Below are 24,502 nucleotides of genomic sequence, written 5' to 3' on the forward strand. Positions count from 1 at the left end.
CCGGGGCGGGTGTGACGACGGGGAGGGTTGGCCGGGTTGCGAAACGTGATATTCAGGCGGGCCTCGCCCCCGAGAGGGGCTCACGGGATCGATCGATGAACGAAATCAGCCTTGCCTCGGCCCGCCGCACCATCGCCACCGAGACCCGCGGTCTCGAAGCGCTGGGCGTCGCGCTCGACGGGGACCTCGGCCGCGCCTTCGAGCGCGCCGTCCATCTGATGGCCGATCCGGCGGCGCGGGTGATCGTCTCGGGCATGGGCAAGAGCGGCCACGTCGGGCGCAAGATCGCCGCGACGCTCGCCTCGACCGGCACGCCCGCCTATTTCGTGCATCCCGCCGAAGCGGGCCACGGCGACCTCGGCATGATCGCCACGACCGATGTCGTGCTGGCGCTGTCGTGGTCGGGGGAATCGGCCGAACTCGCGCCGGTGCTCGCCTTCGCCGACCGTTTCGGCGTGACGCTGATCGCCATCACCTCGCATGCCGCCTCGACGCTCGGCCGCTCCGCGACCGTCGTGCTCGAGCTGCCGCGGGTGGAGGAGGCCTGTCCGCACGGGCTGGCGCCGACCACCTCGACGACGCTGCAGCTGGCGCTCGGCGACGCGCTCGCCGTCGCCCTGCTCGAGGGGCGCGGCTTCACGCCGGAGGACTTCCGCGTCTTCCATCCGGGCGGCAAGCTCGGCTCGTCGCTGCGCACCGTGCGCGACGTCATGCACGGTGGCGACCGCGTTCCGGTGGTCGCGACCGGCACGCCGATGCGCGAGGCGATCATCGCCATGACCGGCAAGGGCTTCGGCTGCGTCGGCGTGGTCGACGCCGAGGGGCTGCTGATCGGCATCGTCACCGACGGCGACCTGCGCCGCCATCTCTCGGACGATCTCCTGTCGGCCCGGGTCGACGACGTGATGACGCGCAACCCCAAGGTCACGCGCCCCGACGCGCTGCTCGGCCGGGTGATCGCGACGCTGAACGTCGCCTCGATCACCGCGCTCTTCGTCGTCGAGGACGGCCGCCCGGTCGGCGTCGTCCACGTCCACGACCTGCTGCGCGCCGGCGTGGCGTGAGGCCGACGGCCGACCGCGCGGAAGCCGTATCCCGCCCGGTCAGCCGGCCTCGACCACCAGGATCGGGCCTTCGACCGAACGGACGACGACGCGGCTGCCGGCGGGCAGCAGCGGGCCGCGGATGCGCCAGAGCGTGTCGTCGATGGTGAGGTGGCCGCCGTTCTCGCCCAGCGGTTCGGCCAGCGTGAAGGTCCGGCCGATCAGGCGGCCGGCACGATCGTTGATGAAGGGGTCCTGCGACGCCGCCTGGGTGCGGTGGAACCAGCCGCGCCCGACGATCAGCAGCACGATCGACAGGATCGCCCAGACCAGCGCGAGGCTGCGCACCGACCAGTCGACGACGAGGGCGAGCACGCCGACCAGCACGGCGCTCGCCCCGAACCACACCAGGACGAAGCCGGGGACGACGATTTCGAGCCCGAGCAGCACCAGGCCGAGCAACCACCAGCTCCAGGCGCCGTATTTCAGGAACAGCGTTTCGACGAGGTCGAACATCGGGTTTCCTCCCCGTGGGGCCGGATGGGATCAGCCGCGGCTGTCCGGTACGCCGGGGCGGCGGGCCTGGGACGAGCCCTCGCCGAAGCTCGCCTTGGCGATCTCGGCGATGCCGGCGACCGATCCGAGGATCGAGGTGGCGTCGACCGGCAGCATCAGCACCTTCTGGTTCGGCGCCGAGGCGAGGTGGCCGAGCGCCTCGACGTATTTCTGGGCGACGAAGTAGTTGATCGCCTGGACGTCGCCCTCGGCGATCGCCTTGGAGACCAGCTCGGTCGCCTTGGCCTCGGCCTCGGCGGAGCGTTCGCGCGCCTCGGCGTCGCGGAAGGCGGCCTCCCGGCGGCCCTCGGCGGCGAGGATCAGCGCCTGCTTCTGGCCCTCGGCCTTGAGGATCTCGGACTGGCGCAGGCCCTCGCTCTCGAGGATGGCGGCGCGCTTGTCGCGTTCGGCCTTCATCTGGCGGCCCATCGAGGCGACGAGATCGGCCGGCGGCACGATGTCCTTGATCTCGATGCGGGTGACCTTGATGCCCCAGGCTTCGGCGGCGGCGTCGACCACGTGCAGCAGCTTGGTGTTGATCTCGTCGCGGTGGCTGAGCAGCAGATCGAGTTCCATCGAGCCCATGACGGTCCGGATGTTGGTCATGGTCAGGTTGAGGATCGCCAGTTCCAGCTGCTGCACCTCGTAGGCGGCGCGGGCGACGTCGAGGATCTGGTAGAAGGCGACGCCGTCGACGGCGACGGTGGCGTTGTCCTTGGTGATGACCTCCTGGGTCGGCACGTCGAGGACCTGTTCCATCACCGAGAGGCGGGCGCCGATCTGGTCGACGAAGGGAACGATGACGTTGAGGCCGGGCTTCAGCGTGCGGGTGTAGCGCCCGAAGCGCTCCACCGTCCAGTTCTCGCCCTGGGTCACGGTCTTCACGCCCTTGAAGAAGACGAGCACGACCAGCGCCAGGAAGGCGATGACGACGATGTCGAACCCGCTGAGGGGCAGACCGTTGAATGCCGCTTGGTTCATGGCTTCCTCCTTGCGCGGGTGCCCGTCGCGACGGGGGCCACGCCTGTGAAACGTCAGATCCAGCCGCCGAGCTCGCGGCGGACGACGGTCTCGATCACGTCGAGGCCGTCGGGTGCGTCGTTGAGGCAGGCGACGCGGTGGAACCGCTCGCCGCCGTTCGTGTGGAAGATCTCGGCATTTTCTACCCCGATCTCTTCGATGGTTTCGAGACAGTCGGCGGCGAAGCCCGGGGTGATCACCGCGAGGCGCTTCACGCCCGAGCGCGCCAGTTCGGCGATGGTGTGATCGGTATAGGGCTTCAGCCATTCCGCCTTGCCGAAGCGCGACTGGAAGGTCATCGGGAGCCGCTTCTCGTCGAAACCGGTCGCCGCGCGCAGGAGGCGCATGGTCTTGGCGCAGTGGCAGTAGTAGGGGTCGCCCTTGTCGAAGTAGCTCTTCGGGATGCCGTGGAAGGAGGCGACGATCACCTCCGGCTCCCAGTCGAGCGCCGCGAGATCGGCCTTCAGGGAGGCGGCGAGCGCCTCGACGTAGACCGGTTCGTCGTGCCAGGGCGGGGCGATGCGGACGGCGGGCTGCCGGCGCATCGCCTTCAGCGCGTCGAAGGTCTTGTCGGCGACGGTCGCGGTGGTGGCGGCGGCATATTGCGGATAGAGCGGCACCATCAGGATGCGTTCGCAGCCGGCCTCGGTCAGCGCCTCGAGCCGCGAGGCGATCGAGGGGTTGCCGTAACGCATCGCCCAGTCGACGACGAGGCGATCGCCCAGGGGGGCGAGGCGTTCGGCGAGTTTCTCGGCCTGCGACCGGGTGATGGTCTTCAGCGGCCCCTCGTCGCGCTCGGTGTTCCAGATCGAGGCGTAGTCGCGGCCCTTTCGACCGGGGCGCGTCGTCAGGATGATGCCGTTGAGGATCGGCCACCAGATCGCCCGCGGCACCTCGATCACCCGGCGGTCGGAGAGGAACTCCTTCAGATAGCGCCGCATCGACCACCAGTCGGTGGCGTCCGGCGTGCCGAGATTGACGAGGAGGACGCCGACGCGACCGAAGGCCACCGCGGGATGGTCGGCGGGCGCATGGGCGGAAGGGGCGGATCGATCGGGGAAGGACATCGGGACGGACGGACTCCGGGGCGGGATTCGTACGCGGCCACTCTACACCAGCGGCGGTGGTCCGGTCTGCCTGCACGGGCAACGACGCGTGCTTGTCGAGTGTCGAGTGTTACGTTATAACATTCCCATGATCGCGACATCCTCCGCGCCGCTCACGGCGCACCACGACCACGCCGACCATGGACACGGCCATTCCCACGCCGCCCATGGCCATGATCACGACCATGGTCCTGCACATGGTGCTTCGCCCCGGGTCGCGCAAGCGGTGCCGGGCGTGACGCTGTCGCCGTCGTTCCTGCGGGCCTCGCTGGGCGCGCGGCTGGCGCTCGCCGGCGGGCTCGCCGTGCTGATCTGGGCGCTGGTCCTGTGGGCGCGGATGCCGATCGGTGGAGGCGCCTCGTGACCGCGCTCCTCACCTTCGACGACCTGACGCTCGGCTACGACCGGCATCCGGCGGTGCATCACCTCTCGGGCGAGATCGCCACCGGCAGCCTGACGGCGATCGTCGGGCCGAACGGCGCGGGCAAGTCGACGCTGCTCAAGGGCATCGTCGGCATGCTCCGGCCGATCGGCGGGCGGATCCGCCTCCACGGGCTCGACCGTCGCGCCGTTGCCCATCTGCCGCAGGCCGCCGAGATCGACCGGAGCTTCCCGATCTCGGTCTTCGACTTCGTGGCGCTCGGCGGTTGGGCTCGGATCGGCCTCTTCGGCGGCATCGGCGCGCGCGAGCGCCACCGGGTCGAGGAGGCGCTCGAGACCGTCGGCCTAGAAGGCTTCGAGAACCGGCCGATCGGCACGCTGTCGGGCGGGCAGATGCAGCGGGTGATGTTCGCCCGCCTCGTCATGCAGGACGCCGCGGTGATCCTGCTCGACGAACCCTTCAACGCCGTCGACGCGGCGACCCAGGCCGATCTCCTCGCGCTCGTCCATCGCTGGCACGGCGAGGGGCGGACGCTGATCGCGGTGTCGCACGATCTCGATCTGGTGCGGCGTCACTTCCCCGATACGCTGATGATCGCCCGCGAGGCGGTCGCCTGGGGGCGGACGGCCGCGGTGCTCACCGCAGCCAATCTCGCCGCGGCCCAGGCGATGATCGAAGCCTTCGACAGCCACGCGCACGTCTGTGCGCGGGTGGCCTGAGGGGAGGCGGCACCATGTTCCACGATGTCTTCGTCGCGCCCTTCGCGGACTTCGAATTCATGCGCCGGGCGCTCGCCGGCAGCGTCGCCCTGGCGCTCGCCTCGGCGCCGATCGGCGTGATGCTGATGCTCCGACGGATGTCGCTGACCGGCGACGCCATGAGCCACGCCATCCTGCCGGGTGCGGCGATCGGCTATCTCTTTGCCGGCCTCTCCCTCTCCGCCATGGCGCTCGGCGGGCTCGTCGCCGGCATCGTGGTGGCGGTGGCGGCGGGTGCCGTGGCGCGGTCGTCGCGGCTCGGCGAGGACGTGTCGCTCGCCGCCTTCTATCTCACCTCGCTGGCCCTCGGCGTCACCATCGTGTCGCTCAAGGGCTCCAACGTCGACCTGATGCACGTGCTGTTCGGCTCGGTGCTGGCGCTCGACGACGACGCGCTGATCATGATCGCCTCGATCGCCACGCTGACGCTCCTCGCCTTCGCCGCGATCGTCCGGCCCTTGGCGCTCGACAGCGTCGATCCCGGGTTCCTGCGCGCCGTCGGCGGCCGGTCCGGGGCGGCGGTGCATCTGGTCTTCATGGGCGTCGTGGTTCTCAACCTCGTCGGCGGCTTCCATGCGCTCGGCACGCTGATGGCGGTCGGGCTGATGATGCTGCCGGCGGCCGGCGCCCGGATGTGGGTCGACGACCTGACGGCGCTGGTCGCGGTCGCGGCGCTGATCGGCGTCGGCTCGGCCTTCGTCGGGTTGATCGTCTCCTATCACCTCTCGCTTCCCGCCGGTCCGGCCATCGTGCTGACGGCGGGAGCGGCCTGGTTCGTCTCGCTTCTGGCGGGACGGCGCGGCCTTCTCGCCGACCGGCTCGGCCGGCGACATCTGGAAGCCTGAGCCGACGCGACGCCGGCTCTTCTCATCCTTGGCACAACGTCAAACCGGGAGATTCGTCTCATGGCCGGAACGACCCGTCGTACCCTTCTCCTCGCCTCCGCCGGCGTGTTCGCCGCAGGTCTTCTCGCCAAGCCGGCCTTCGCCGACGGGCCGCTGCCCGTGGTCGCCTCGTTCTCGATCCTCGCCGATCTCGTCTCCCGCGTCGGTGGCGACCGCGTGACGATCGCGACGCTGGTGGGTGCGGGCGGCGACGCCCACGTCTTCCAGCCCAAGCCCGCCGACGCCAGGAAGCTCGCCGAGGCGAAGCTGGTCTTCGTCAACGGCCTCGGCTTCGAGGGCTGGATGGACCGGCTGGTGAAGTCGTCCGGCACCAGGGCGCCGGTCGTCGTCGCCTCCAAGGGCATCACACCGCGCAAGGCCGAGGAAGAGGAGGATCACGCCGAGGGCAAGGGTGGTCACGGCCACGAGGGCCACGACCACGGCGGCATCGACCCGCACGCCTGGCAGTCGATCGCCAACGTGAAGATCTACGTCGCCAACATCCGCGACGGCCTCGTCGCCGCCGATCCGGCGGGCAAGGACACCTATGTAGCCAATGCCGCGGCCTTCCTCGCCGAACTCGACGGGCTCGAGGGCGAGGTCACGGCGGCGATCGCCAAGATTCCGGCCGAGAAGCGCCGGGTGATCACCTCGCACGACGCCTTCGGCTATTTCGCCGCCGCCTACGGGCTCGAGTTCCTGGCGCCGCAGGGCATCTCCACCGACGCCGAGCCCTCGGCCAAGGGGGTGGCCAAGCTGATCGGCCAGATCCGCAAGGAGAAGATCCGCGCGGTCTTCGTCGAGAACATGACCGACGGCCGTCTGGTCGAGCGCATCGCCAAGGAGACCGGCGTCAAGCTCGGCGGCGCGATCTTCTCCGACAGCCTCTCGCCGAAGGGTGGACCGGCCACCACTTATGTCGATATGGTCCGCCACAACGTGAAGCTCCTCACGGCGGCGATGCTCGATTCGTGATCGGATCGGCCGGAGGAGGCTCGACGAGGTTCATTCATGACGTCTCAGACTTCCCCGGCCATTCCCGTCACCGTGCTCACCGGCTACCTCGGTGCCGGCAAGACGACGCTCCTCAACCGCATCCTCACCGAGGACCACGGCAAGAAATACGCCGTGATCGTCAACGAGTTCGGTGAGGTGGGCATCGACAACGACCTCGTCGTCGACACCGACGAGGAAATCTTCGAGATGAACAACGGCTGCATCTGCTGCACCGTTCGCGGGGATCTCATCCGCATTCTCGAAGGGCTGATGAAGCGCAAGGGCAAGTTCGACGCGGTGATCATCGAGACGACCGGTCTCGCCGATCCCGCGCCGGTCGCCCAGACCTTCTTCATGGACGACGACGTGCGTGCCCGCACTCGGCTCGACGCCATCGTCACCGTGGTCGACGCCAAGAACCTGCTCGCCCGCATCGACGACAGTCCGGAAGCCGAGGATCAGGTCGCCTTCGCCGACGTGATCCTGCTCAACAAGATCGATCTGGTCACGGCCGAGGAACGCGCCCGCGTCCGCGCCGAGATCCGCGCCATCAATCCGCAGGCCCGTGTCGTGGAGACCGAGCGCTGCGCCGTGGATCTGGCGGAAGTGCTCGATCGCGGTGCCTTCGATCTCGACCGTATCCTGCTGGTCGAGCCGGAGTTCCTGACCTCCGACCACCACAGCCACGACGAATCGGTGAAGTCGATCAGCCTCGAGGCCGGCGACATGGAGCCGGAGGCCTTCTTCGACTGGGTCAACAAGGCGACCCAGGAGCAGGGCCCCAACATCCGCCGCCTCAAGGGCATCATCGCCTTCAGGGACGACCCGGAACGCTACGTCGTCCAGGGCGTCCACATGATCGTCGAGGGCAATCACCAGCGTGAGTGGAAGGCCGACGAAGAACGGCGCACCCGCCTCGTCTTCATCGGCCGCGATCTCGACTTCGCGGCGTTGAAGGCCGGTTTCGACGCCTGCAAGGCGGCGTGATCCCATGCCGAGCATCGACCCGAAGATCCTCGACGCCTATGTCGTGGCCGCCGGCTTTCTCGGTGAAGCCTCCGTCTTCGTACTCGGTGACGGGCATGTCCGCGTCGCCCTCGGCGAGATGGACCTGACCATCGAGGTGCACGACGGCGGCATCCTCGCCGCCCGCTTCGCCGCCGACGGCAAGTCGCTCCTGACCTCGGGAGACGACGGTCGCGTCGTGCGCACGACGCTGCCGGGCGAGACCGAGGTGCTGTTCGAGAGACAAGGCAAGTGGCTCGACCAGTTGGCCGAAGGACCGCAGGGGGCGATCGCCACGGCTTCCGGCCGCGTCGCCTGGGTGCGCCTCGCGAACGGCGAGGTCATGGAGTTTCCCCACGAGAAGGCGGTGGGTGGCGTCGCCTTCCTGCCCAAGGGGCTCAGGCTCGCCACGGCGACGACCGACAAGGCGGTGCTGCACTGGGTCTCCGCCAAGGGCGCGCCGGTCGACATGCCGTGGAAGGGTGCCCACACCGGCATCACCACCTCGCCCGACGGCCGCTTCCTCGTCACCACGATGCAGGAGCCGGCGCTGCACGGCTGGCGGATCGACGACATGAAGCACATGCGGATGACCGGCTACCCGACCAAGGTGAAGTCGATCTCCTGGTCGGCCAAGGGGCGGTTCCTCGCCACGGCCGGGGCCAATGCCGCGATCCTGTGGCCGTTCCTCTCGAAGGACGGGCCGATGGGCAAGGCACCGCTGGAGCTCGCCCCGCGCGACCGGATCGTCACGGCGGTCGCCTGCCACCCGAGCGAGGACGTGGTGGCGATCGGCTACGACGACGGCATGATCGTCGCCGCGCGTTTCACGGATTCGGCGGAAGTGCTGCTGCGCCATCCCGGTGCCGCGCCGGTCTCGGCGATGGCCTGGGACAAGGCGGGTGTGCGCGTCGCCTTCGGCTGCGAGAACGGCGAGGCCGGAACGATCGACATCCGCGGCTGAGGCGTCGCGGCGATCAGATGCGCGAGGGCGGCAGCGGCGTGTAGCCGAGGTCGTCGGGGCCTTGCGCCGGCGCCAGGCCGAGGACGGCGCCGGCGAAGAGCGCGGCGAGCGCCGCGCCGATCGGCGACAGGCGGATCTCGGCGATCAGCGGCAGACCCCACTCGAAGGCGACCAGCATGAAGGTCGTCGCCATCAGGGCATAGGCGAGACCGCTCCACAGCGGCTTGAAGGTGTTCCAGCGGGCGGCGTCGCCGAAGGCGTTCTCGGCCGCCCACAGGAGCAGTGCGCCGGGCAGGTTGATGACCATGAAGATGGCGATGCCGAAGGGCAGGTCGATCGCCACGCGGGTCAGCGCCGAGCCTTCGGCGTAGAAGGCCAGCAGATGGCGGAAGTTGATCGCGAGATCCGGGAACCACGCGCCGAGGAGGTCGGGCAGGCGGAACGAGGCGACCAGCGACTGGCCTTCGCCCAGCATCACGATCCACATCGTCGCGACGAAAGAGGCCACGCAGGCGGCCACGACGAAACCGGACAATCCACGCATCTCTTCCCTCCAGGTCCCTCGGGCCATGTTGAGCCCGGGGTTCTTTCGATCGCGTTTACGCAGCGCGAGCTTCGGCTCAGGCGGCGGCGATCGTGCGCAGGAAGGCGTCGACCCGAGACTTCAGGTCGGTGGTGCGGCCGTCGAGAGTCGCGGCGAGACTGTCGAGGCTCTCGGCCGAGCGTGCGGCGGCTTCAACCGAGGCATCGACGCCGCGGATGTTGGCGTCGACGTCCTTGGCCGCGCTGGCGGCATGGGTGACGTTGCGGGCGATCTCGTCGGTGGAGGCACCCTGTTCCTCGACGGCGGCGGCGACCGACATGGTGATGCCGTCGATGGTGCGGATCGTCGTGCGGATCTCTTCGATCGCGTCGACCGAGGCGCGGGTGGTCTGTTGCATCTCGACGATCTGGCCGGAGATCTCCTCGGTCGCCTTGGCCGTCTGGTCGGCGAGCGCCTTGACCTCGGAGGCGACGACGGCGAAGCCGCGGCCGCTCTCGCCGGCGCGCGCCGCTTCGATCGTGGCGTTGAGGGCGAGGAGGTTGGTCTGCTCGGCGATCGAGCGGATGAGGTCGACGACGGCGCCGATGCGGGCGGCCGAGCCGGCGAGACCCTGGACGGCCGACGACGAGCGCTCGGCGGTGTCGACCGCTTCGCGGGCGGTGCGCGAGGCATCGGCGACGCGGGCGTTGATCTCGGCGATCGAGGCCGACAATTCCTCGGCGGCGGCGGCGACGGTGCCGACGTTGGCGGCGGAGCGTTCGGAGGCGGCGGCGACCTCGCGGGTGCGGCGGCCGGCCTCGCGGGCGGCGCCGGTCTGCTCGCCGACGGCGTCGGAGAGCGTGCGGGCGGCGCTGGTGAGTTCGGCGGTCAGAGACTGGATCTCGGCCTGAAAGCCGGAGATGGTCGCCTCCATGCGACTCTGCCGTTCGGCGCGGGCGCCGGCCTCGTCGGAGAGCGAAGTCTGCATCGAACGGGCGCGTGCCACGGTCTCGCGGAACTCGGAGACGGCGGCGGAAATGGCGCCGATCTCGTCGCCGCGGGTGGCGTGCGGCACGGTGACCGAGGTATCGCCGGCGGTGATCGCCGACATGACGTCGACCAGATCGTCGATCGGCCGGGTGATGCGGGAGCGGACGTTCCAGAAGCCGAAGGCACCGACGGCGACGGCGACGGCGATCAGCGCGCCGACCGCCAGACGGGCGCGGTCGGAGACCTGGGCGAGGTCGGTTGCGGCGGTCTCGGCCTGCTGCGACAGACCGTCGGCGAGCGCCTCGAGGTCCTTGTTGAGGGCGGAGCGGACCGAGCGGTTGGCGTCGTTGTCGCCGTGCTCGCGGGCGGCCTCGTGGCCGATCTCGCGACCGCGACGGGCGGTCTCGAGGCGGAACTCGCGGAACTGGGCGACGCGGGCCTCGAGCGTCTGGAAGCGGCTCATCAGCGCCGGGGCGACGTCCTTCTTCCAGTCGGCGACTTCCTTCGTCATGCGGTCGAGGTTCTTCGCCATGCCGTCGGCGTACTTGGCGAGAACCTTCGGATCGGCCGACATGTAGACGCCGCGGCTGTCCATGACGACGGCGTAGATCAGGCCGTTGATGCGCTCGACATAGGCCTGACCGGCATAGGCGCGGCGCATCTCCTCGTCGATCGCCCGCTGGCTCGCCTGGGTCATCAGACCCACGACACCGACCACGATCGCCACGACGACCGTCGCTGCAAAGAGGAGGGCGAGTTTGACGGCGATCGAGGCGTTCTTCATGGAAAGCGTCCTTTCATGGGTGTCGCAGAATGCGCCAGAATCGGTAAACAAAAGGTTTTGACGAGTATTTCCTCTCATGGAGCCAAGATCTTGATCGCACGTATGAAAATGAAAGAGCCCGGAGGGTTCTCCGGGCTCCGTTCGTCAAGTCGGAATACCGAGGGTCAGCGCACCAATATGTTGCGGAACGACCACGGATTCGCGGTATCGATGTCTTCCGGGAACAGGCCCGGACGGCCGTCGAGCGGCGTCCAGTCGGAGTAGTAGCCGCAGACCGGGCCGAGATAGGGGGTCTGCACCTCGAGGCAGCGCTCGTGATCCATCTCGTCGGCCTCGACGATGCCGGCCTCCGGGTTCTCGAGCGCCCAGACCATGCCGGCGAGCACGGCCGAGGAGACCTGCAGGCCGGTGGCGTTCTGATAGGGCGCCAGCACGCGGGTCTCTTCGATCGAGAGCTGCGAGCCGTACCAGTAGGCGTTCTTGGCGTGGCCGTAGAGCAGCACGCCGAGTTCGTCGATGCCGTCGACGATCTCGTTCTCGTCGAGGATGTGGTTCACCGGCTGCTTGCGGCCTTCCGCGCCGAACATCTCGTGCAGCGACAGCACGGCGTCGTTGGCGGGATGGTAGGCGTAGTGGCAGGTCGGACGGAACGCCGGCTTCTCCTTGTCGCCGACCGTATAGTAGTCGGCGATCGAGATCGACTCGTTGTGGGTGACGAGGAAGCCGTACTGGGTGCCCGGCGTCGGGCACCAGGTGCGGACGCGGGTGTTGGCGCCCGGCTGCAGCAGGTAGATCGCCGCCCTGCAGCCCGCCTCGTGGGTGCGGGCGTTGTCCGGCATCCAGTCTTCCGCGGTGCCCCAGCCGAGTTCGGCCGGCTGCAGACCTTCCGAGACGAAGCCCTCGACCGACCAGGTGTTGACGAAGACGTTGGCGGGCTTCGGGTTCTTCGAGCGCTGGGTGTCGCGTTCGGCGATGTGGACGCCCTTGACGCCGAGCGACTGCATCAGCTCGCCCCAGCCCTCGCGGGTGGTCGGCTTGGCGACGGGAGCGCCGGTGTCGCGGGCGAGGTTGAGGAGCGCCGCCTTGACGAACCACGAGACCATGCCCGGATTGGCGCCGCAGCAGGAGACGGCGGTGGTGCCGCCCGGGTTCGCGGCCTTCTCGGCGCGCACGGTCTCGCGCAGCGCGTAGTTGGAGCGCGAGGCGGTGGTGGCGGCCTTGTCGAAGTAGAAGCCGAGCCAGGGCTCGACCACGGTGTCGATGTAGAGGGCGCCGAGCTCACGGGCGAACTTCATCAGGTCGAGCGAGCCGGTGTCGACCGACAGGTTGACGATGAAGGGCTGGCCTTCGCCGCGCTTCAGGAAGGGCGTCAGCAGGTCGCGGTAGTTCTCGCGGGTGACGGCCTGATGGACGAAGGCGTAGCCGCGCTCGTCGACGAGCTTGCGGTCGGCGTCGGACGGGTCGATCACCACGAGGCGCGACTTGTCGAATTTGAAATGGCGTTCGATCAGGGGAAGGGTGCCGCGGCCGATCGAGCCGAAGCCGATCATCACGATGGGGCCGGTGATTTCGCCGTAGATCGGCCAATTCGTCATTCGTTTCCACTCCGAGGCAGGTCCGGCCGGGGGCCGGGAAGAGTTCTTCGGGACCTCCCGCACGGATGCGCGGGGATCGTGATCACAAATCAGGGAACGCGGTCCCGGTCAACGGGAATCCGCGTCGTCGAAGCGTCTTTCGCGGCGGTTTTCCGCCGCCGGTCCGGCATCGCTCAGTCGTCGTCCCCGTCGCGGCCGGCGCGCGCCACGAGATCGGCGATGCGGGCGGCGCCGAAGCCGTCGGACGGGTCGATCGCCACCGCCTTGGCGAGCGCCTCGAGACCGAGCTCGACGTTGCCCGATCGGGCGTTGCACCAGCCGAAGGCGACGAGCGACTGGACGAGGAAACGCTGCGGCTTCGGAAAGCCGGTGCAGTCGGCCGAGCCGGGGTCGAGGCTGCGCCAGTCCTCCGACAGGCCCAGCGCGCGGGCGCCGTCGCGGATGCACCACAGCGCATGCGGCGCGGCCTCGGAAAGGCGATTGGCGTAGAAGTAGAACTTGTAGGCCCCCATCCGCACGTCGCGATCGTCGGGGGCGACCTGGAGGGCGGCGAGAACGGCCGCCTCCGAGCGTTCGGGATCGCTGCGGGCGGCACGCGCGCCTTCGAGGATCGCGAAGGGGTCGGGCGGCGTGTCGCCGTCGTCGAGATCGAACGAGAGGGTCAAGGCTTGCGTCTCCTTCGCGACGAAACGTGACAGAGCTCACGCGGGCGAGGGGGCTCGTCCGCGGGACGCTCGGGGAGAAGCAGGATCGATGCCGCGATCTCAGGCGGCGCGGGCGATCGTCTCGAAGGCGCCGGTCGCCTCGACCATGCCGGTCGCGCCGTCGAGGGCACCGTCGACGAGGTCCAGCGCCAGGAAGCGGGCGCGCTCCACCGGGCCGGGCAGGTCGAGGCCGAGCGTCGCCTCGGCGCGGAAGCCGAAGCGGCGATAGTACGGCTCGTCGCCGACCAGCACGACGGCGCGATGACCGAAGCGGCGGGCGCGCTCGATCGCCACCCGCATCAGGGCCCCGCCGAGGCCGAGCGAACGGGCCTCGTCGGCGACCGCGATCGGGCCGAGCATCAGCGCCGCACCGGCCGAACCCGCCTCGACGTGCCACAGTCGCACGGTGCCGATCAGGCGGCCGGAGGCATCTTCCGCCACGAGCGCGAGGCCTTCGGCGGGCAGGCGGCCTTCGCGCAGGCGCTCGCAGGTCTTGGCGAAGCGGGCGGGGCCGAAGGCGGCGTCGAGCAGGCGTTCGCGCGCGGCGACGTCGCCCGCGGTCTCGTCACGGACGAGGAAGGCGGGGGTGGCGAGCGCGAGGTGCGGACGGACGTGATGCATGGTCGAAGATCCCTCGGGCGAGCGGACGACGACCCTCGTGCCGGAAAGACCGGCCGGTCGGGAACGGATCTGGGAAAGGGGCGGGGAGAGGCTCCCCGCCGGTCAGATGACGTAGCTCTTCAGCGGCTCGAAGCCGTTGAAGGCGACCGCCGAATAGGTGGTCGTATAGGCGCCGGTGCCTTCGATCAGGACCTCGTCGCCGATCTCCAGGCTGATCGGGAGCCAATAGGGCTCCTTCTCGTAGAGAACGTCGACGGAATCGCAGGTCGGGCCGGCCAGCACGCAGGGTGCCTTCTCGTCCTCGTCCCGCTCCGTCCGGATCGGGTAGCGGATCGCCTCGTCCATGGTCTCGGCGAGGCCGCCGAACTTGCCGATGTCGAGATAGACCCAACGGACGTCGTCGTCGTCGGACTTCTTCGACACCAGGACGACCTCGGCCTTGATCACGCCGGCGGAGCCCACCATGCCGCGACCCGGCTCGATGATGGTCTCCGGCACGTGGTTGCCGAAGTGGGCGAGGATCGAGTCGGAGATCGCCTGGGCATAGGCCTGGACCGCCGGCACGTTCTTCAGATAGCGGGTCGGGAAGCCGCCGCCGAGGTTGACCATCTTCAGCGTGATGCCGCGGTCGGCCATCTCGCGGAAGATGCCGGCGGCCGACGCCACCGCGGCGTCCCAGGCCTTGGTGTTGCGCTGCTGCGAGCCGACGTGGAAGGACACGCCGTAGGCCTCGAGGCCGCGGACATGGGCGAGCTCGAGCACGCGCGGCGCCATCGCCGGATCGCAGCCGAACTTCTTCGACAGCGGCCACTCGGCGTCGGCACCGTCCGACAGGATGCGGCAGAACACCTTGGAGCCCGGGGCGACGCGGGCGATCTTCTCGACCTCGGCCTCGCAGTCCACCGCATAGAGGCGGATGCCCAGCTCGAAGGCGCGGGCGACGTCGCGCTCCTTCTTGATGGTGTTGCCGTAGGAGATGCGGTCGGGCGTCGCGCCGGCGGCGAGCGCCATCTCGATCTCGGCGACCGAGGCGGTGTCGAAGCACGAGCCGAGTTCGGCGAGCAGGGCGAGCACTTCCGGCGCCGGGTTGGCCTTCACCGCGTAGAAGACGCGGGTGTCGGGCATCGCCTTGGCGAAGGACGTGTACTTCTCGCGCACGACGTCGAGGTCGACCACCAGGCAGGGACCGTCGGGACGTCGGGTGCGGAGGAATTCGCGGATGCGGTCGGTCATGGCGGGATCCTTCCGGGATGCTACCAGCAGTGCCGGGCGAGCCCGGCGGTTCGGTCATCCCCGGCTCGCCTCGCGGCGCTCCGGGCGTTTCCTCCGCGAGAGGGCCCGCGAAGGTCGTCGGGGATGCATGCCGCGCCGCATGACGTCGCTTTGGAGACGACGAAACGCGGGTTGCATGAACCCGATGAGCCGATCGTCCGATCGGCCCGAACCCGCGCGAAACGAGGGGCGCGGCCCTTCCGGTCACGAGACCCGTAGGCTCGATCCCGAAGTTTGCTGCCATGGCTTGGAAGGGAAATCCCGTCCGCACGCCGGCAAGGAAGTAGTTGCCTCTTCAGTAACCCCGGCCTTTGGACGAGCCGGCAGAGACCAAAAAAGCCCTCTACGTCGTTGCTTCAAGCCACGTTCCCCGCGTGAGACGCGAGGTGCGCCGGTTCAGATCTCCGGCTGCCGGTTGCCCCGGTAGGTCCGAGCCTCTTGTCTCGGGTGGTCCACCGACCGGCACGCGGCCACAGGCACGTGCGAATTTGGGCAGCCGGGATATAGGGGCTTTCGCCCTGCGGTACAAGTGATTTCTCGAAGACGGACCGACATTTTCACACCCCGGACAACTCCTTGGCCGGCAAAGCGAATTTCGGGAATTTCGCGAAGGCCTCCGAGGGGGTCGGAAAGGGCCGTGCGACGTCTCGTCCGCGCTGTTTCTCCCGCGTTCGCGAAAGCGGTCCACGTCGCGGAAAATGCCGGGCGGCGGCTGTATTCTCGGCGACGATCGGCTAGATTCGGCGTCGATCGTTCGACAGACGGAGACGGACCATGGACACGCTCACCCGCATGCAGGCCTTCGTCCAGGTGGTCGATGCCGGCGGCTTCTCGGCGGCGGCGCGCAAGGCGGGCAAGTCCAAGGCGCTCCTTTCCAAATACGTCCGCGACCTCGAGGACGAACTCGGCGTCCGCCTCCTCAACCGCACGACGCGCCAGCTGTCGCCGACCGAGGCCGGCACCGCCTATCATCGCGAGGCGCAGGACATCCTGCAGCGGCTCTCCGATCTCACGGCGTCCGTGCGCGACACGCACACGCAGGCGCGCGGGCATCTCAGGGTCTCGGCGCCCCGCTCCTACGGCGATGCCGAACTCGGTGCGGCGGTGGTCGAGTTCCTCGCCGCCCATCCCGACATCACCGTCGATCTCCGCCTCGACGATCGATTCGTCGATCTGGTCGAGGAGGGCTTCGACGTGGCGATCCGGATCTCGGAGCCGCTCGATTCGAGCCTGATCGCCCGGCGCCTCGCCGCCTTCCGGGTGGTCACCGTCGCCTCGCCCGCCTGGATCGAGCAGCACGGACTGCCGGAGCGGCCGGAGGATCTGCTCGGTCTGCCGGCGATCTGCGACACCAATGCGCGCAACTGGCACCACTGGCCCTTCACCGTCGACGGCGAACGCATGGTGGTGGCGGTCAATCCGCGGATGAACGTCAACGGACCGCAGGTGACGGCCGCGGCGGCGATCGCCGGTATCGGCGTGGCGCGGGTGCCGCTCTTCGCGGTGGCGCGTGCGCTCGAGGAGGGTCGCCTCGTCGCGCTGCTCCGGGACTTCGAGATCTCGGGCCTGACGGTCCACGCGGTCTATCCCCACCGCCGCCATCTCTCGGCCAAGGTGCGGGTCTTCGTCGACTTCCTGGTCGGCTGGTTCGATCGTCGCACCAAGCGCGATCCCTGCCTGTGATGTCGCGTCGCCTGTCCCGGATGTTGCCGCAATGCGATGATTCTCTCTCGCGAATCGGAGACCCCGCGCGGGGCCGTCCCGGAGGTTCCATGCCGTCTCGTCCGAAGTCGTTTCTCGCCTCCGTCGCGCTCGCCGCGGGCACTCTTCTCGCCGCGGTCGGCGGAGCGGCGGCGCATCCGCACGTCTTCGTCGACGCGCGCACGCAGGTCGTCTTCGACGCCGAGGGCAGGATCACCGCGGTGCGCCAGATCTGGCGCTTCGACGACGCCTTCTCGGCCTTCGCCTCCCAGGGCCTCGACAAGAACGGCGACGGCGTCCTGTCGGTCGACGAGCTGCAGCCGCTGGCCAAGGTCAACGTCGATTCGCTCAAGGACTACGACTACTTCACCTTCCTCCGGGTCGACGGCAAGCGCACCGGGTTCAAGATCCCGACCGAGTACTGGCTGCAGTCGAGCGACGGCTACCTGACGCTGTTCTACACGCTGAACCTGATGCAGCCGGTGAAGCCGGACGCCAAGGGGGTGACGCTGGACGTGTTCGATCCGGGCTATTTCGTCGATTTCCAGTTCGTCGAGAAGGACCCGGTGGTGCTGGAGAAGGCGCCGGCGACCTGCAAGGCCGAGATCCAGCGCAAGGGCGCGCCGGATGCCGCGACCGCGGCGATCCTCGGCCAGATCCCGGCGAGCGAGCGCGACCTGCCGCCGGAGCTCAAGGCGCTGACCTCCGGCCTCGCCAACCGCATCACGGTGCGTTGCCCGTGAGGTCGGGATCGCGCCATCGGGCCGCCATCGTCGCCGGGTTCGCGGCGGGCCTCGTCTGTCTCCTCGGCGCGGCGGCGGCCCATGCCCAGGCCGGCCCCTTCGGCGTCGGCGCGCCGGAACTCGGCGCGATGCCCGGTCACGGCACCTTCTTCGACTGGGTGATGCACCAGCAGAACCAGTTCTATCTGTCGCTCAAGGCGGGGCTCAGGGCGATGAAGTCCGACCCGCACGCCGGGCTGTGGATGGCGGCGCTGTCCTTCGGTTACGGCGTCTTCCATGCCGCCGGCCCCGGCCACGGCAAGGCGGTGATCACCTCCTACGTGCTGGCCAACGACGAGACGCTGAAGCGCGGCATCATGCTCTCCTTCGTCTCCGCCTTCCTGCAGGGGATGGTGGCGATCGTGCTGGTCGGCGGGGCGATCCGCATCTTCAATCTGACCGCGGTGCAGATGACCGACGCCACGACGGCGCTCGAATACACCTCCGCCTTCGCCGTCCTCGGCCTCGGCCTGTGGCTGGGGTGGACCAAGATTGTCGAGCCGGTCCTCAGGGCACGGCGCGCGGCGAAGGCGATGCCGGCCGCGGCCAGCGAGGCCGACGTCGTCGACTGCGCCATCGGTGGCGATCCGGCCGCGGTGGCGGCGGCCTGCCCCTGCGGCGTCGCGCACATGCCCGATCCGGCGCTGATCAAGGGGCCGTTCAACTGGCGTCGCGCCCTCGGAGCGATCGCCGCGGTGGGCATGCGGCCCTGTACCGGCGCGCTGATCGTGCTGGTCTTCGCCCATGCCCAGGGCATGGCGCTCGCCGGCATCGCCTCGGTCCTTGCGATGGCGCTCGGTACCGGCTTCACCGTGTCGCTGCTCGCCTCGATCGCCGTCGGCGCGCGCGGGCTGGCGCTCCGGATCGCCGGCGACGAGGGGCCGTGGGCGATGCGCGTGCTGCGCTCGGCCGAGGTCGGCGGCGCGCTGATCGTCATCGCCGCCGGCGTGACGCTCGCCGGCGCGGCGCTGTTCGGTCACCCGACCGGCGGGTGAGGCGGCTCCGTCGTCTACGGATCAGCCGACCGGCCGCTCGTCGGCGATGACCTTGCCGTCGCGCGGCAGGCCGCCGGGGGCGACGCGGGTGACGGCGCCCTTGAGCTTGGTCACTGCCTGGAGCGTCGAGGCGACCCTGGTCAGCAGGGTGGTCTCCTCCACTTCGGTCTCGATGCGGAGTTCCATCGCGTCCTGTTCCTTGTCGCGGGTGACGACGAGACGGGCGAGGCGGATCTCGGGGTGGCGCTTGACCACCCGGTCGATGTCCGACGGATCGACGAACATGCCCTTGACCTTGGCCTTCTGGTCGGCGCGACCCATCCAGCCGCGGATGCGCGGGCCGGTGCGGCCGCAGGGCGAGGGCTCCAGCATCAGCGCCGAGAGGTCGCCGGTGCCGAGCCGGATCACCGGATGGACGGCGTCGGCGCGGGAGACGACGATCTCGCCGACCTCGCCGGGGGCGACGCGGTCCGACGTGCCGGGGCGGACGATCTCCAGCACGATGCGCTCGTCGACCACCATGCCGGGATTGGGCGTGCCGTCGGGCGCGTCGGTCTCGTAGGCGACGAGGCCGACGTCGGCGATGGCGTAGCACTGGCGGACCTTGACGCCGCGGCCTTCCAGCTCGGCGCGCAGGCTCGCCGGCAGGGCGGCGCCGGTGACCAGCGCCACCTCGATCGAATCGGTGTCGCGTCCGAGCTCGCGCCCCGCATCGAGCAGGATCTTGAGGAAGTCCGGCGTGCCGACATAGGCGCGGGGGCGATAGTGCTCGATCAGCTCGAGCTGCGCCTCCTTGTTGCCGGGACCGGCCGGGATCACCGGACAGCCGAGCGCGCGGGCGCCGGCATCGAGGATGAAGCCGCCGGGGGTGAGGTGATAGGCGAAGGTGTTGATCACCACGTCGCCCCTGCGGATGCCGGCGGCATGCATGGCGCGCGCCGTGCCCCACCAGTCGGGGCTCGAGCCTTCCGGCTCGAAGATCGGGCCGGGCGAGGTGAAGAGATGGGCGACGCCGTCGAGGCCGGCGGGGGTCAGCTCGGCGAAGGGACGGTTCTCCGACTGCAGCGTCTTCAGCTGGTCCTTGCGCAGCACCGGGATCGCGGCGAGGTCGCGCCAGTGGCGCATCGCCGTCGGGTCGACGCTCGAGAAGCGGCGGCGCCACAGGCGTTTGCGGGCGAGCACGGCGATCGCTTCCGACAGCGCCGCCATCTGTTCGCGTTCGCGCACCCGGGGGCCGCGGGTCTCCAGCCGATCGTAGCCACGCGCCATGGGACGCCCCCTCTCATGCCAGCCAGCGCTTGCGCCGCTTGTAGTGTTTGACTTCCTTGAAGCTCTTGCGGCCCGCGGCGGCGACGCCGAGGTAGAACTCCTTGACGTCCTCGTTGGCGGCGAGCGCCGAGGCCTCGCCGTCCATGACGATTCGGCCGCTCTCGAGGATGTAGCCGTAGGTGGCGTAGCGCAACGCGACGGCGGTATTCTGTTCGGCGAGCAGGAAGGACACACCCTCCTCGACGTTGAGGCGGTGGACGATCTCGAAGATCTCGTCGACGATCTGCGGCGCCAGACCCATCGAGGGCTCGTCGAGCAGGATCATCGTCGGGCGCGACATCAGCGCGCGGCCGATCGCCACCATCTGCTGCTCGCCGCCGGAGGTGTAGCCGGCCTGGCTCCTGCGGCGCTGGCGCAGGCGGGGGAAGAACTCGTAGACGCGCTCGAGGTCGGCCTTGACCGCGCCGCGCCCGTCGGTCCGGGTGAAGGCGCCGGTGAGCAGGTTCTCCTCGACGGTCAGATGGCCGAAGCAGTGACGCCCCTCCATCACCTGGATGCAGCCGCGGCGCACCAGTTCGTTGGGCGAGAGGTCCTGCACCTCCTCGCCGCGGAAGACGATCTTGCCCTTGGTGACGTCGCCGCGCTCGGCGTGGAGCAGGTTGGAGACGGCCTTGAGCGTCGTCGTCTTGCCGGCGCCGTTGGCGCCGAGCAGCGCCACCACGCCACCCTTCGGCACGGTCAGCGACACGCCCTTCAGCACCAGGGCGACGTGGTCGTAGACCACTTCGATGTTGTCGACGCCGAGGAGGGGCGCCTGGTCGGTCGGGGTCGCTTCGGTCATGCGCATCGTCTCGCGGGCATGGCCCCGGAGGGCGGAACGGGAAGTCTCGAGATCGCCGTGGACGGTGCGCGGGTCAGACGGCTCCGCCCACGGCGACTGCTCGGATCGACCGCGAAGGCCGTATCGAGCTCCGGAGGCGCGGCGGCGAGGCCGCCGCGCGGGTATCGGCAACGAGCCTCGGCGACCGGCCGGGATCGTCGGCGGATGCGTCGGCCTCAGCGGCCGCCGCAGGCCTCGGTACGGGCCGGCCAGGGCGCGTTCTTGTCGGCATAGGCCTTGGCGTCGGCGAGAAGCAGCGGACGGACCTTGTCCTTCATCGGCTCGATCCAGTCCGAGGCCTTCACCCACTTGGTGCCGTCCCACTGCTGGACGTAGACCGCATGGGCGCCGGAATGGTCGTCGCAGGTGACCTTGACCGGGGCCATGAAGCCTTCCAGACCGAGCTCCTTGATGCGGGCGGCGTCGATGTTCAGCGTCTCGAGACCGGCGCGGACGTCGGCCGCGTCGACCTTCTTCTTGCCGGAGATCTTCTGCGCGTTGCGGATCGCTTCGGCGATCAGCATCGAGTTGTAGACGCCGTGATTGTAGTTGTTCTCGCCGATGCGGCTCTCGTCCTTGGCGGTCGACAGGCCCTTGGCGAAGACGTGCTTCTTGATGTCGGCGAGGGCCGGGAAGCCGGCGCCGGTGCCGTTGAAGTTCAGCGTCAGGAAGCCCTTGGCGCCGGCACCGCCGGCCTTGGCGTCGTCGTCGCCGCCCGACCACCAGACGCCGATGAACTTGTCCATCGGATAGCCGATCTTGGCGGCTTCCTTGACGGCGGTGGGGTTCATGGCGCCCCAGCCCCACATGATCACCCAGTCCGGGCTGTCGGACTGCACGTTCAGCCACTGCGACGACTGATCCTGCATCTTGTCGCCGGGGACCGGGTACTTCATCAGCTCGAAGCCGTTCTCCTTGGCGAGCTGCTCGAGCAGCGGGATCGGCTCCTTGCCATAGGGCGCGTCGAGATAGATGAAGCCGACCTTCTTGCCCTTGAGCTTGGCCATGCCGCCGGACTTCTCGGCGATGTACTTCACCGCCACCGAAGCGCCGTCCCAGTAGGTCATCGGCGGGTTGAACACCCAGGGGAAGGTCTTGCCGTCGGCCGCGGCCGACAGGCCGTAGGCCATCGACAGGACCGGGATCTTGTCGACGCCGGCCTTGGGGATCAGCTGCAGGGTGATGCCGGTCGACCACGGATTGTACATCAGGGCGCCCTTGCCCTTGGTCGCCTCGTAGCACTCGACGCCCTTCTGCGAGTTGTAGCCGGTCTCGCATTCCTCGTAGGCGATCTTGATGCCGCCGATGCCGCCGTCGCGCTGGTTCAGCATCTCGAGGTAGTCGTGCATGCCGTCGGCGATGCCGATGCCGGAGCCGGCATAGGGGCCGGTGCGGTAGGTCAGAAGCGGCACGTAGAGGGTGTCCTCGGCGTGCGCCTGGACGGGAGGCAGCACGGCGGCGAGCACCGAGGCCACCGAGAAGGCAAGTCCAAGACGTCCGAACATCGTCGTTTCCTCCACTGTGAGGCCGTCCCGATCTCCCGCCGGGATCGCCCTCGAGGCCTGATCGTACGCCGCCCCCCGCTCGGCCGTGGCCGGGAGACGGTCCGGGCTCCCCTCACCAGGGGAAGGGCCAGACCCGGAGCTTCTGCTTGGTCACCGCCCAGAGCCTGGCGAGGCCGTGGGGTTCCACGATGAGGAAGAAGATGATGAGCGCGCCGACGATCATCGAGTTGAGATGCTCGACGGTGGCCGACGGGATCTCGATGCCGAAGAGGTTCGGGGCGAACTTCAGGACCACCGGCAGCGCCCAGATGAAGGCGGCGCCGAACCACGCGCCGAGCAGCGAGCCGAGCCCGCCGATGATCACCATGAACAGCACCTGGAACGACAGCGAGATGCCGAAGGACGACGGCTCGGCCGCGCCCAGCCAGAAGAACACCATCATCGCGCCGGCGACGCCCGCCAGATAGGACGACACCGCGAAGGCCATCAGCTTGGCCGGCAGCAGGCGCACGCCCATCAGTTCGGCGGCGATGTCCATGTCGCGCACCATCATCCAGGTCCGGCCGATGCGGCCGTGGACGAGGTTGGAGGTGACGAAGGTCAGGAAGACGACCAGCCCCAGCACGACGAAGTAGCGGGTGAGCGGTCCGGCTTCGGGGCCGGTGATCGGCAGGCCGAAGAGGTTGCGTCGCACTGCCTCGATGGCGCCCGACGACGAGTAGTCGGTGAGCCAGCCGACCCGGACGAAGCACCATTCGAGGAAGAACTGCGCGGCGAGCGTCGTCACCGCCAGATAGAGCCCCTTGATGCGCAGCGACGGCAGGCCGAAGACCACGCCGATGCCGGCCGAGAAGACGCCCGAGGCGAGGATCCAGACGATGATGTTCACGCCGGGAAAGGCGTTGGCGAGCTTGTAGGCGGCGTAGGCGCCCACCCCCATGAAGGCCCCGGTGCCGAGCGAGATCTGGCCCGCATAGCCGGTCAGCACGTTGAGCCCGATCGCCGCCAGCGTGAAGACGAGGCCGGGGATCATGATCGACGTCAGCACGAAGTCGTTGGAGACGAGCGGGATCACCACGACGGCGAAGGCGAGCATGACGAGGATGCCGACCCGATCCTGGCGGATCGGGAAGACCGCCATGTCGGCCGCATAGGTGGATTTGAACTGTCCGACCTCACGATAGAGCATGAGAAGCGTTCTCCGTCAGACGCGTTCGATGATCTTCTCGCCGAACAGGCCCTGCGGCCGGAACAGCAGGAAGGCGAGGGCGATGAGATAGGCGAGCCAGCTCTCGATGCCGCCGCCGAAGAGACGGCCCCAGTAGATCTCGCCGACCTTCTCGCCGATGCCGATCATCAGGCCGCCGACGATGGCGCCGGGCACCGAGGTGAAGCCGCCGAGGATCAGCACCGGCAACGCCTTCAGCGCGATGATCTCGAGGTCGAACGACACCTGGGAGCGCGCGCCCCACATGATGCCGGTGACGAGCGCGACGCAGCCGGCGGCGAACCACACGATCACCCAGATGCGCTCGAGGCTGATGCCGACCGAGAGCGCCGCCTGATGGTCGTCGGCGACGGCGCGCAGCGCCCGGCCGATCTTGGTCTTGGCGAAGAACACCGCGAGGAAGCCGACCATCAGCATCGCCACCACGGCGGCGGTGATGTCGATCTCCTTCATCACGAGGTTGCGGCCGAAGAGTGGGAAGCGCAGCACGTCGGTCGGGATGCCGAGTGCCTCGGTGATCATCACCTTGGGCTCGCCGCCGAAGACCATCTCGCCGAGGCCGACGAGGAAGCGCGTCAGGCCGATCGTCGCCATCAGGAGGATGATGTCGGGCTGGTTGACCAGGGGTCTCAGCACCAGCTTCTCGATGCCGATCGCCAGCACCAGCATCACCGCGACGGTGAAGGCGAGGGCGATCCAGGCCGGCATGCCCTTCTCGGCGAGGCCGACCAGCGTCAGGGCGGCGAAGACCACCATGATTCCCTGAGCGAAGTTGAAGACGCCCGAGGCCTTGTAGATCAGCACGAAGCCGAGGGCGACGAGGGCGTAGAGGATGCCCGAGACGAAGCCCTCCCAGACGACCTGCGTCAGGAAGGTCGGGTTGGTCGCCATCCTCAGGAAGGGGTCGACGAAGATCGAGGCGAGGAGATCCATGGATGCG

24 protein-coding genes are annotated in these 24,502 nt (G+C 69.0%); 10 read left to right on the top strand and 14 right to left on the bottom strand.

The features are described 5' to 3' along the window. Nucleotides 1-95: 95 nt before the first annotated feature. Nucleotides 96-1,064, top strand: coding sequence for a KpsF/GutQ family sugar-phosphate isomerase (locus ACT541_RS16815; RefSeq protein WP_476138253.1), 969 nt, complete (start codon nt 96-98; stop codon nt 1,062-1,064). A 39-nt stretch (nt 1,065-1,103) separates the two neighbouring features. Here ACT541_RS16815 and ACT541_RS16820 read toward each other — a convergent pair whose 3' ends face one another. From ACT541_RS16820 to hemH, 3 genes are read right to left on the bottom strand one after another with little or no spacing between them, the layout of a single operon-like run. After that, nucleotides 1,104-1,559 (bottom strand): NfeD family protein, encoded by a 456-nt coding sequence (locus ACT541_RS16820; RefSeq protein ID WP_476138254.1) that lies wholly within the window; start codon nt 1,557-1,559, stop codon nt 1,104-1,106. Between the two features lie 30 nt (nt 1,560-1,589). Then, nucleotides 1,590-2,579: an SPFH domain-containing protein gene (locus ACT541_RS16825; protein ID WP_476138255.1), complete on the bottom strand. Its 990-nt coding sequence runs from the start codon at nt 2,577-2,579 to the stop codon at nt 1,590-1,592. 53 nt (nt 2,580-2,632) lie between these two features. Next, nucleotides 2,633-3,685, bottom strand: coding sequence for a ferrochelatase (gene hemH / locus ACT541_RS16830; RefSeq protein ID WP_476138256.1), 1,053 nt, complete (start codon nt 3,683-3,685; stop codon nt 2,633-2,635). A gap of 127 nt (nt 3,686-3,812) precedes the next feature. Here hemH and ACT541_RS16835 point away from each other — a divergent pair, with 127 nt between their 5' ends. The 6 genes from ACT541_RS16835 to ACT541_RS16860 are packed head-to-tail and all read left to right on the top strand — an operon-like array spanning nt 3,813 to nt 8,713. Continuing rightward, nucleotides 3,813-4,088, top strand: a complete 276-nt coding sequence (locus ACT541_RS16835) for a hypothetical protein (protein WP_476138257.1) — start codon at nt 3,813-3,815, stop codon at nt 4,086-4,088. Beyond that, entirely contained in the window at nt 4,085-4,825 is a 741-nt protein-coding gene (locus ACT541_RS16840; RefSeq protein ID WP_476138258.1) for a metal ABC transporter ATP-binding protein, read from the top strand. Before ACT541_RS16835 ends, ACT541_RS16840 begins: the two co-directional genes overlap by 4 nt. 14 nt (nt 4,826-4,839) lie before the next feature. Next, on the top strand, nt 4,840-5,709 hold the full coding sequence (locus tag ACT541_RS16845; protein ID WP_476138259.1) for a metal ABC transporter permease: 870 nt from the start codon (nt 4,840-4,842) through the stop codon (nt 5,707-5,709). 60 nt (nt 5,710-5,769) lie between these two features. After that, nucleotides 5,770-6,723 (top strand): metal ABC transporter substrate-binding protein, encoded by a 954-nt coding sequence (locus ACT541_RS16850; RefSeq protein ID WP_476138260.1) that lies wholly within the window; start codon nt 5,770-5,772, stop codon nt 6,721-6,723. A 36-nt stretch (nt 6,724-6,759) separates the two neighbouring features. Next, on the top strand, nt 6,760-7,731 hold the full coding sequence (locus ACT541_RS16855) for a CobW family GTP-binding protein (protein ID WP_476138261.1): 972 nt from the start codon (nt 6,760-6,762) through the stop codon (nt 7,729-7,731). A 4-nt stretch (nt 7,732-7,735) separates the two neighbouring features. Further along, nucleotides 7,736-8,713 carry a WD40 repeat domain-containing protein gene (locus ACT541_RS16860; RefSeq protein ID WP_476138262.1) on the top strand — a complete coding sequence of 326 codons (978 nt, stop codon included), beginning with the start codon at nt 7,736-7,738 and terminating at the stop codon, nt 8,711-8,713. A 13-nt stretch (nt 8,714-8,726) separates the two neighbouring features. Here ACT541_RS16860 and ACT541_RS16865 read toward each other — a convergent pair whose 3' ends face one another. The 6 genes from ACT541_RS16865 to ACT541_RS16890 form a co-directional block, all read right to left on the bottom strand. After that, complete coding sequence (locus ACT541_RS16865; protein WP_476138263.1) at nt 8,727-9,257, bottom strand: hypothetical protein; 531 nt, start codon at nt 9,255-9,257, stop codon at nt 8,727-8,729. A gap of 76 nt (nt 9,258-9,333) precedes the next feature. Next, on the bottom strand, nt 9,334-11,010 hold the full coding sequence (locus ACT541_RS16870) for a methyl-accepting chemotaxis protein (protein WP_476138264.1): 1,677 nt from the start codon (nt 11,008-11,010) through the stop codon (nt 9,334-9,336). Nucleotides 11,011-11,174: 164 nt separating this feature from the next. Then, nucleotides 11,175-12,605, bottom strand: a complete 1,431-nt coding sequence (locus ACT541_RS16875) for a homospermidine synthase (RefSeq protein ID WP_476138265.1) — start codon at nt 12,603-12,605, stop codon at nt 11,175-11,177. Nucleotides 12,606-12,778: 173 nt separating this feature from the next. Next, nucleotides 12,779-13,270, bottom strand: a complete 492-nt coding sequence (locus tag ACT541_RS16880) for a hypothetical protein (protein ID WP_476138266.1) — start codon at nt 13,268-13,270, stop codon at nt 12,779-12,781. Nucleotides 13,271-13,369: 99 nt separating this feature from the next. After that, the gene (locus ACT541_RS16885; RefSeq protein WP_476138267.1) at nt 13,370-13,930 is read right to left on the bottom strand and encodes a GNAT family N-acetyltransferase; all 561 of its coding nucleotides are present in this window, start codon (nt 13,928-13,930) and stop codon (nt 13,370-13,372) included. Between the two features lie 102 nt (nt 13,931-14,032). After that, entirely contained in the window at nt 14,033-15,163 is a 1,131-nt protein-coding gene (locus tag ACT541_RS16890; protein ID WP_476138268.1) for a type III PLP-dependent enzyme, read from the bottom strand. Between the two features lie 813 nt (nt 15,164-15,976). On the opposite strand from ACT541_RS16890, the gene ACT541_RS16895 reads away from it, so the two are divergent. From ACT541_RS16895 to ACT541_RS16905, 3 genes are all read left to right on the top strand, one after another. After that, nucleotides 15,977-16,885 (top strand): LysR family transcriptional regulator, encoded by a 909-nt coding sequence (locus tag ACT541_RS16895; RefSeq protein WP_476138269.1) that lies wholly within the window; start codon nt 15,977-15,979, stop codon nt 16,883-16,885. Nucleotides 16,886-16,974: 89 nt separating this feature from the next. Beyond that, nucleotides 16,975-17,646 (top strand): DUF1007 family protein, encoded by a 672-nt coding sequence (locus tag ACT541_RS16900; RefSeq protein WP_476138270.1) that lies wholly within the window; start codon nt 16,975-16,977, stop codon nt 17,644-17,646. After that, the gene (locus ACT541_RS16905; protein ID WP_476138271.1) at nt 17,643-18,680 is read left to right on the top strand and encodes a nickel/cobalt transporter; all 1,038 of its coding nucleotides are present in this window, start codon (nt 17,643-17,645) and stop codon (nt 18,678-18,680) included. The genes ACT541_RS16900 and ACT541_RS16905 overlap by 4 nt, the downstream gene beginning before the upstream one ends. Before the next feature lie 21 nt (nt 18,681-18,701). Here the strand turns inward: ACT541_RS16905 and ACT541_RS16910 are convergent, their stop codons facing one another. The 5 genes from ACT541_RS16910 to ACT541_RS16930 all read right to left on the bottom strand — a co-directional run bounded on the left by ACT541_RS16910 (nt 18,702) and on the right by ACT541_RS16930 (nt 24,495). Beyond that, a complete protein-coding gene (locus tag ACT541_RS16910; protein WP_476138272.1) occupies nt 18,702-19,949 on the bottom strand; it encodes a phenylacetate--CoA ligase family protein in 1,248 nt (415 codons plus the stop codon). 13 nt (nt 19,950-19,962) lie between these two features. Beyond that, a complete protein-coding gene (locus ACT541_RS16915; RefSeq protein WP_476138273.1) occupies nt 19,963-20,790 on the bottom strand; it encodes an ABC transporter ATP-binding protein in 828 nt (275 codons plus the stop codon). Between the two features lie 215 nt (nt 20,791-21,005). Next, complete coding sequence (locus ACT541_RS16920; RefSeq protein ID WP_476138274.1) at nt 21,006-22,334, bottom strand: ABC transporter substrate-binding protein; 1,329 nt, start codon at nt 22,332-22,334, stop codon at nt 21,006-21,008. A gap of 112 nt (nt 22,335-22,446) precedes the next feature. Next, entirely contained in the window at nt 22,447-23,523 is a 1,077-nt protein-coding gene (locus ACT541_RS16925) for a branched-chain amino acid ABC transporter permease (RefSeq protein ID WP_476138275.1), read from the bottom strand. Between the two features lie 15 nt (nt 23,524-23,538). Further along, nucleotides 23,539-24,495 (bottom strand): branched-chain amino acid ABC transporter permease, encoded by a 957-nt coding sequence (locus ACT541_RS16930; RefSeq protein WP_476138276.1) that lies wholly within the window; start codon nt 24,493-24,495, stop codon nt 23,539-23,541. Between the last annotated feature and the right edge of the window lie 7 nt (nt 24,496-24,502).

It is taken from the genome of Pinisolibacter sp. DMC100 (genome assembly GCF_056313705.1).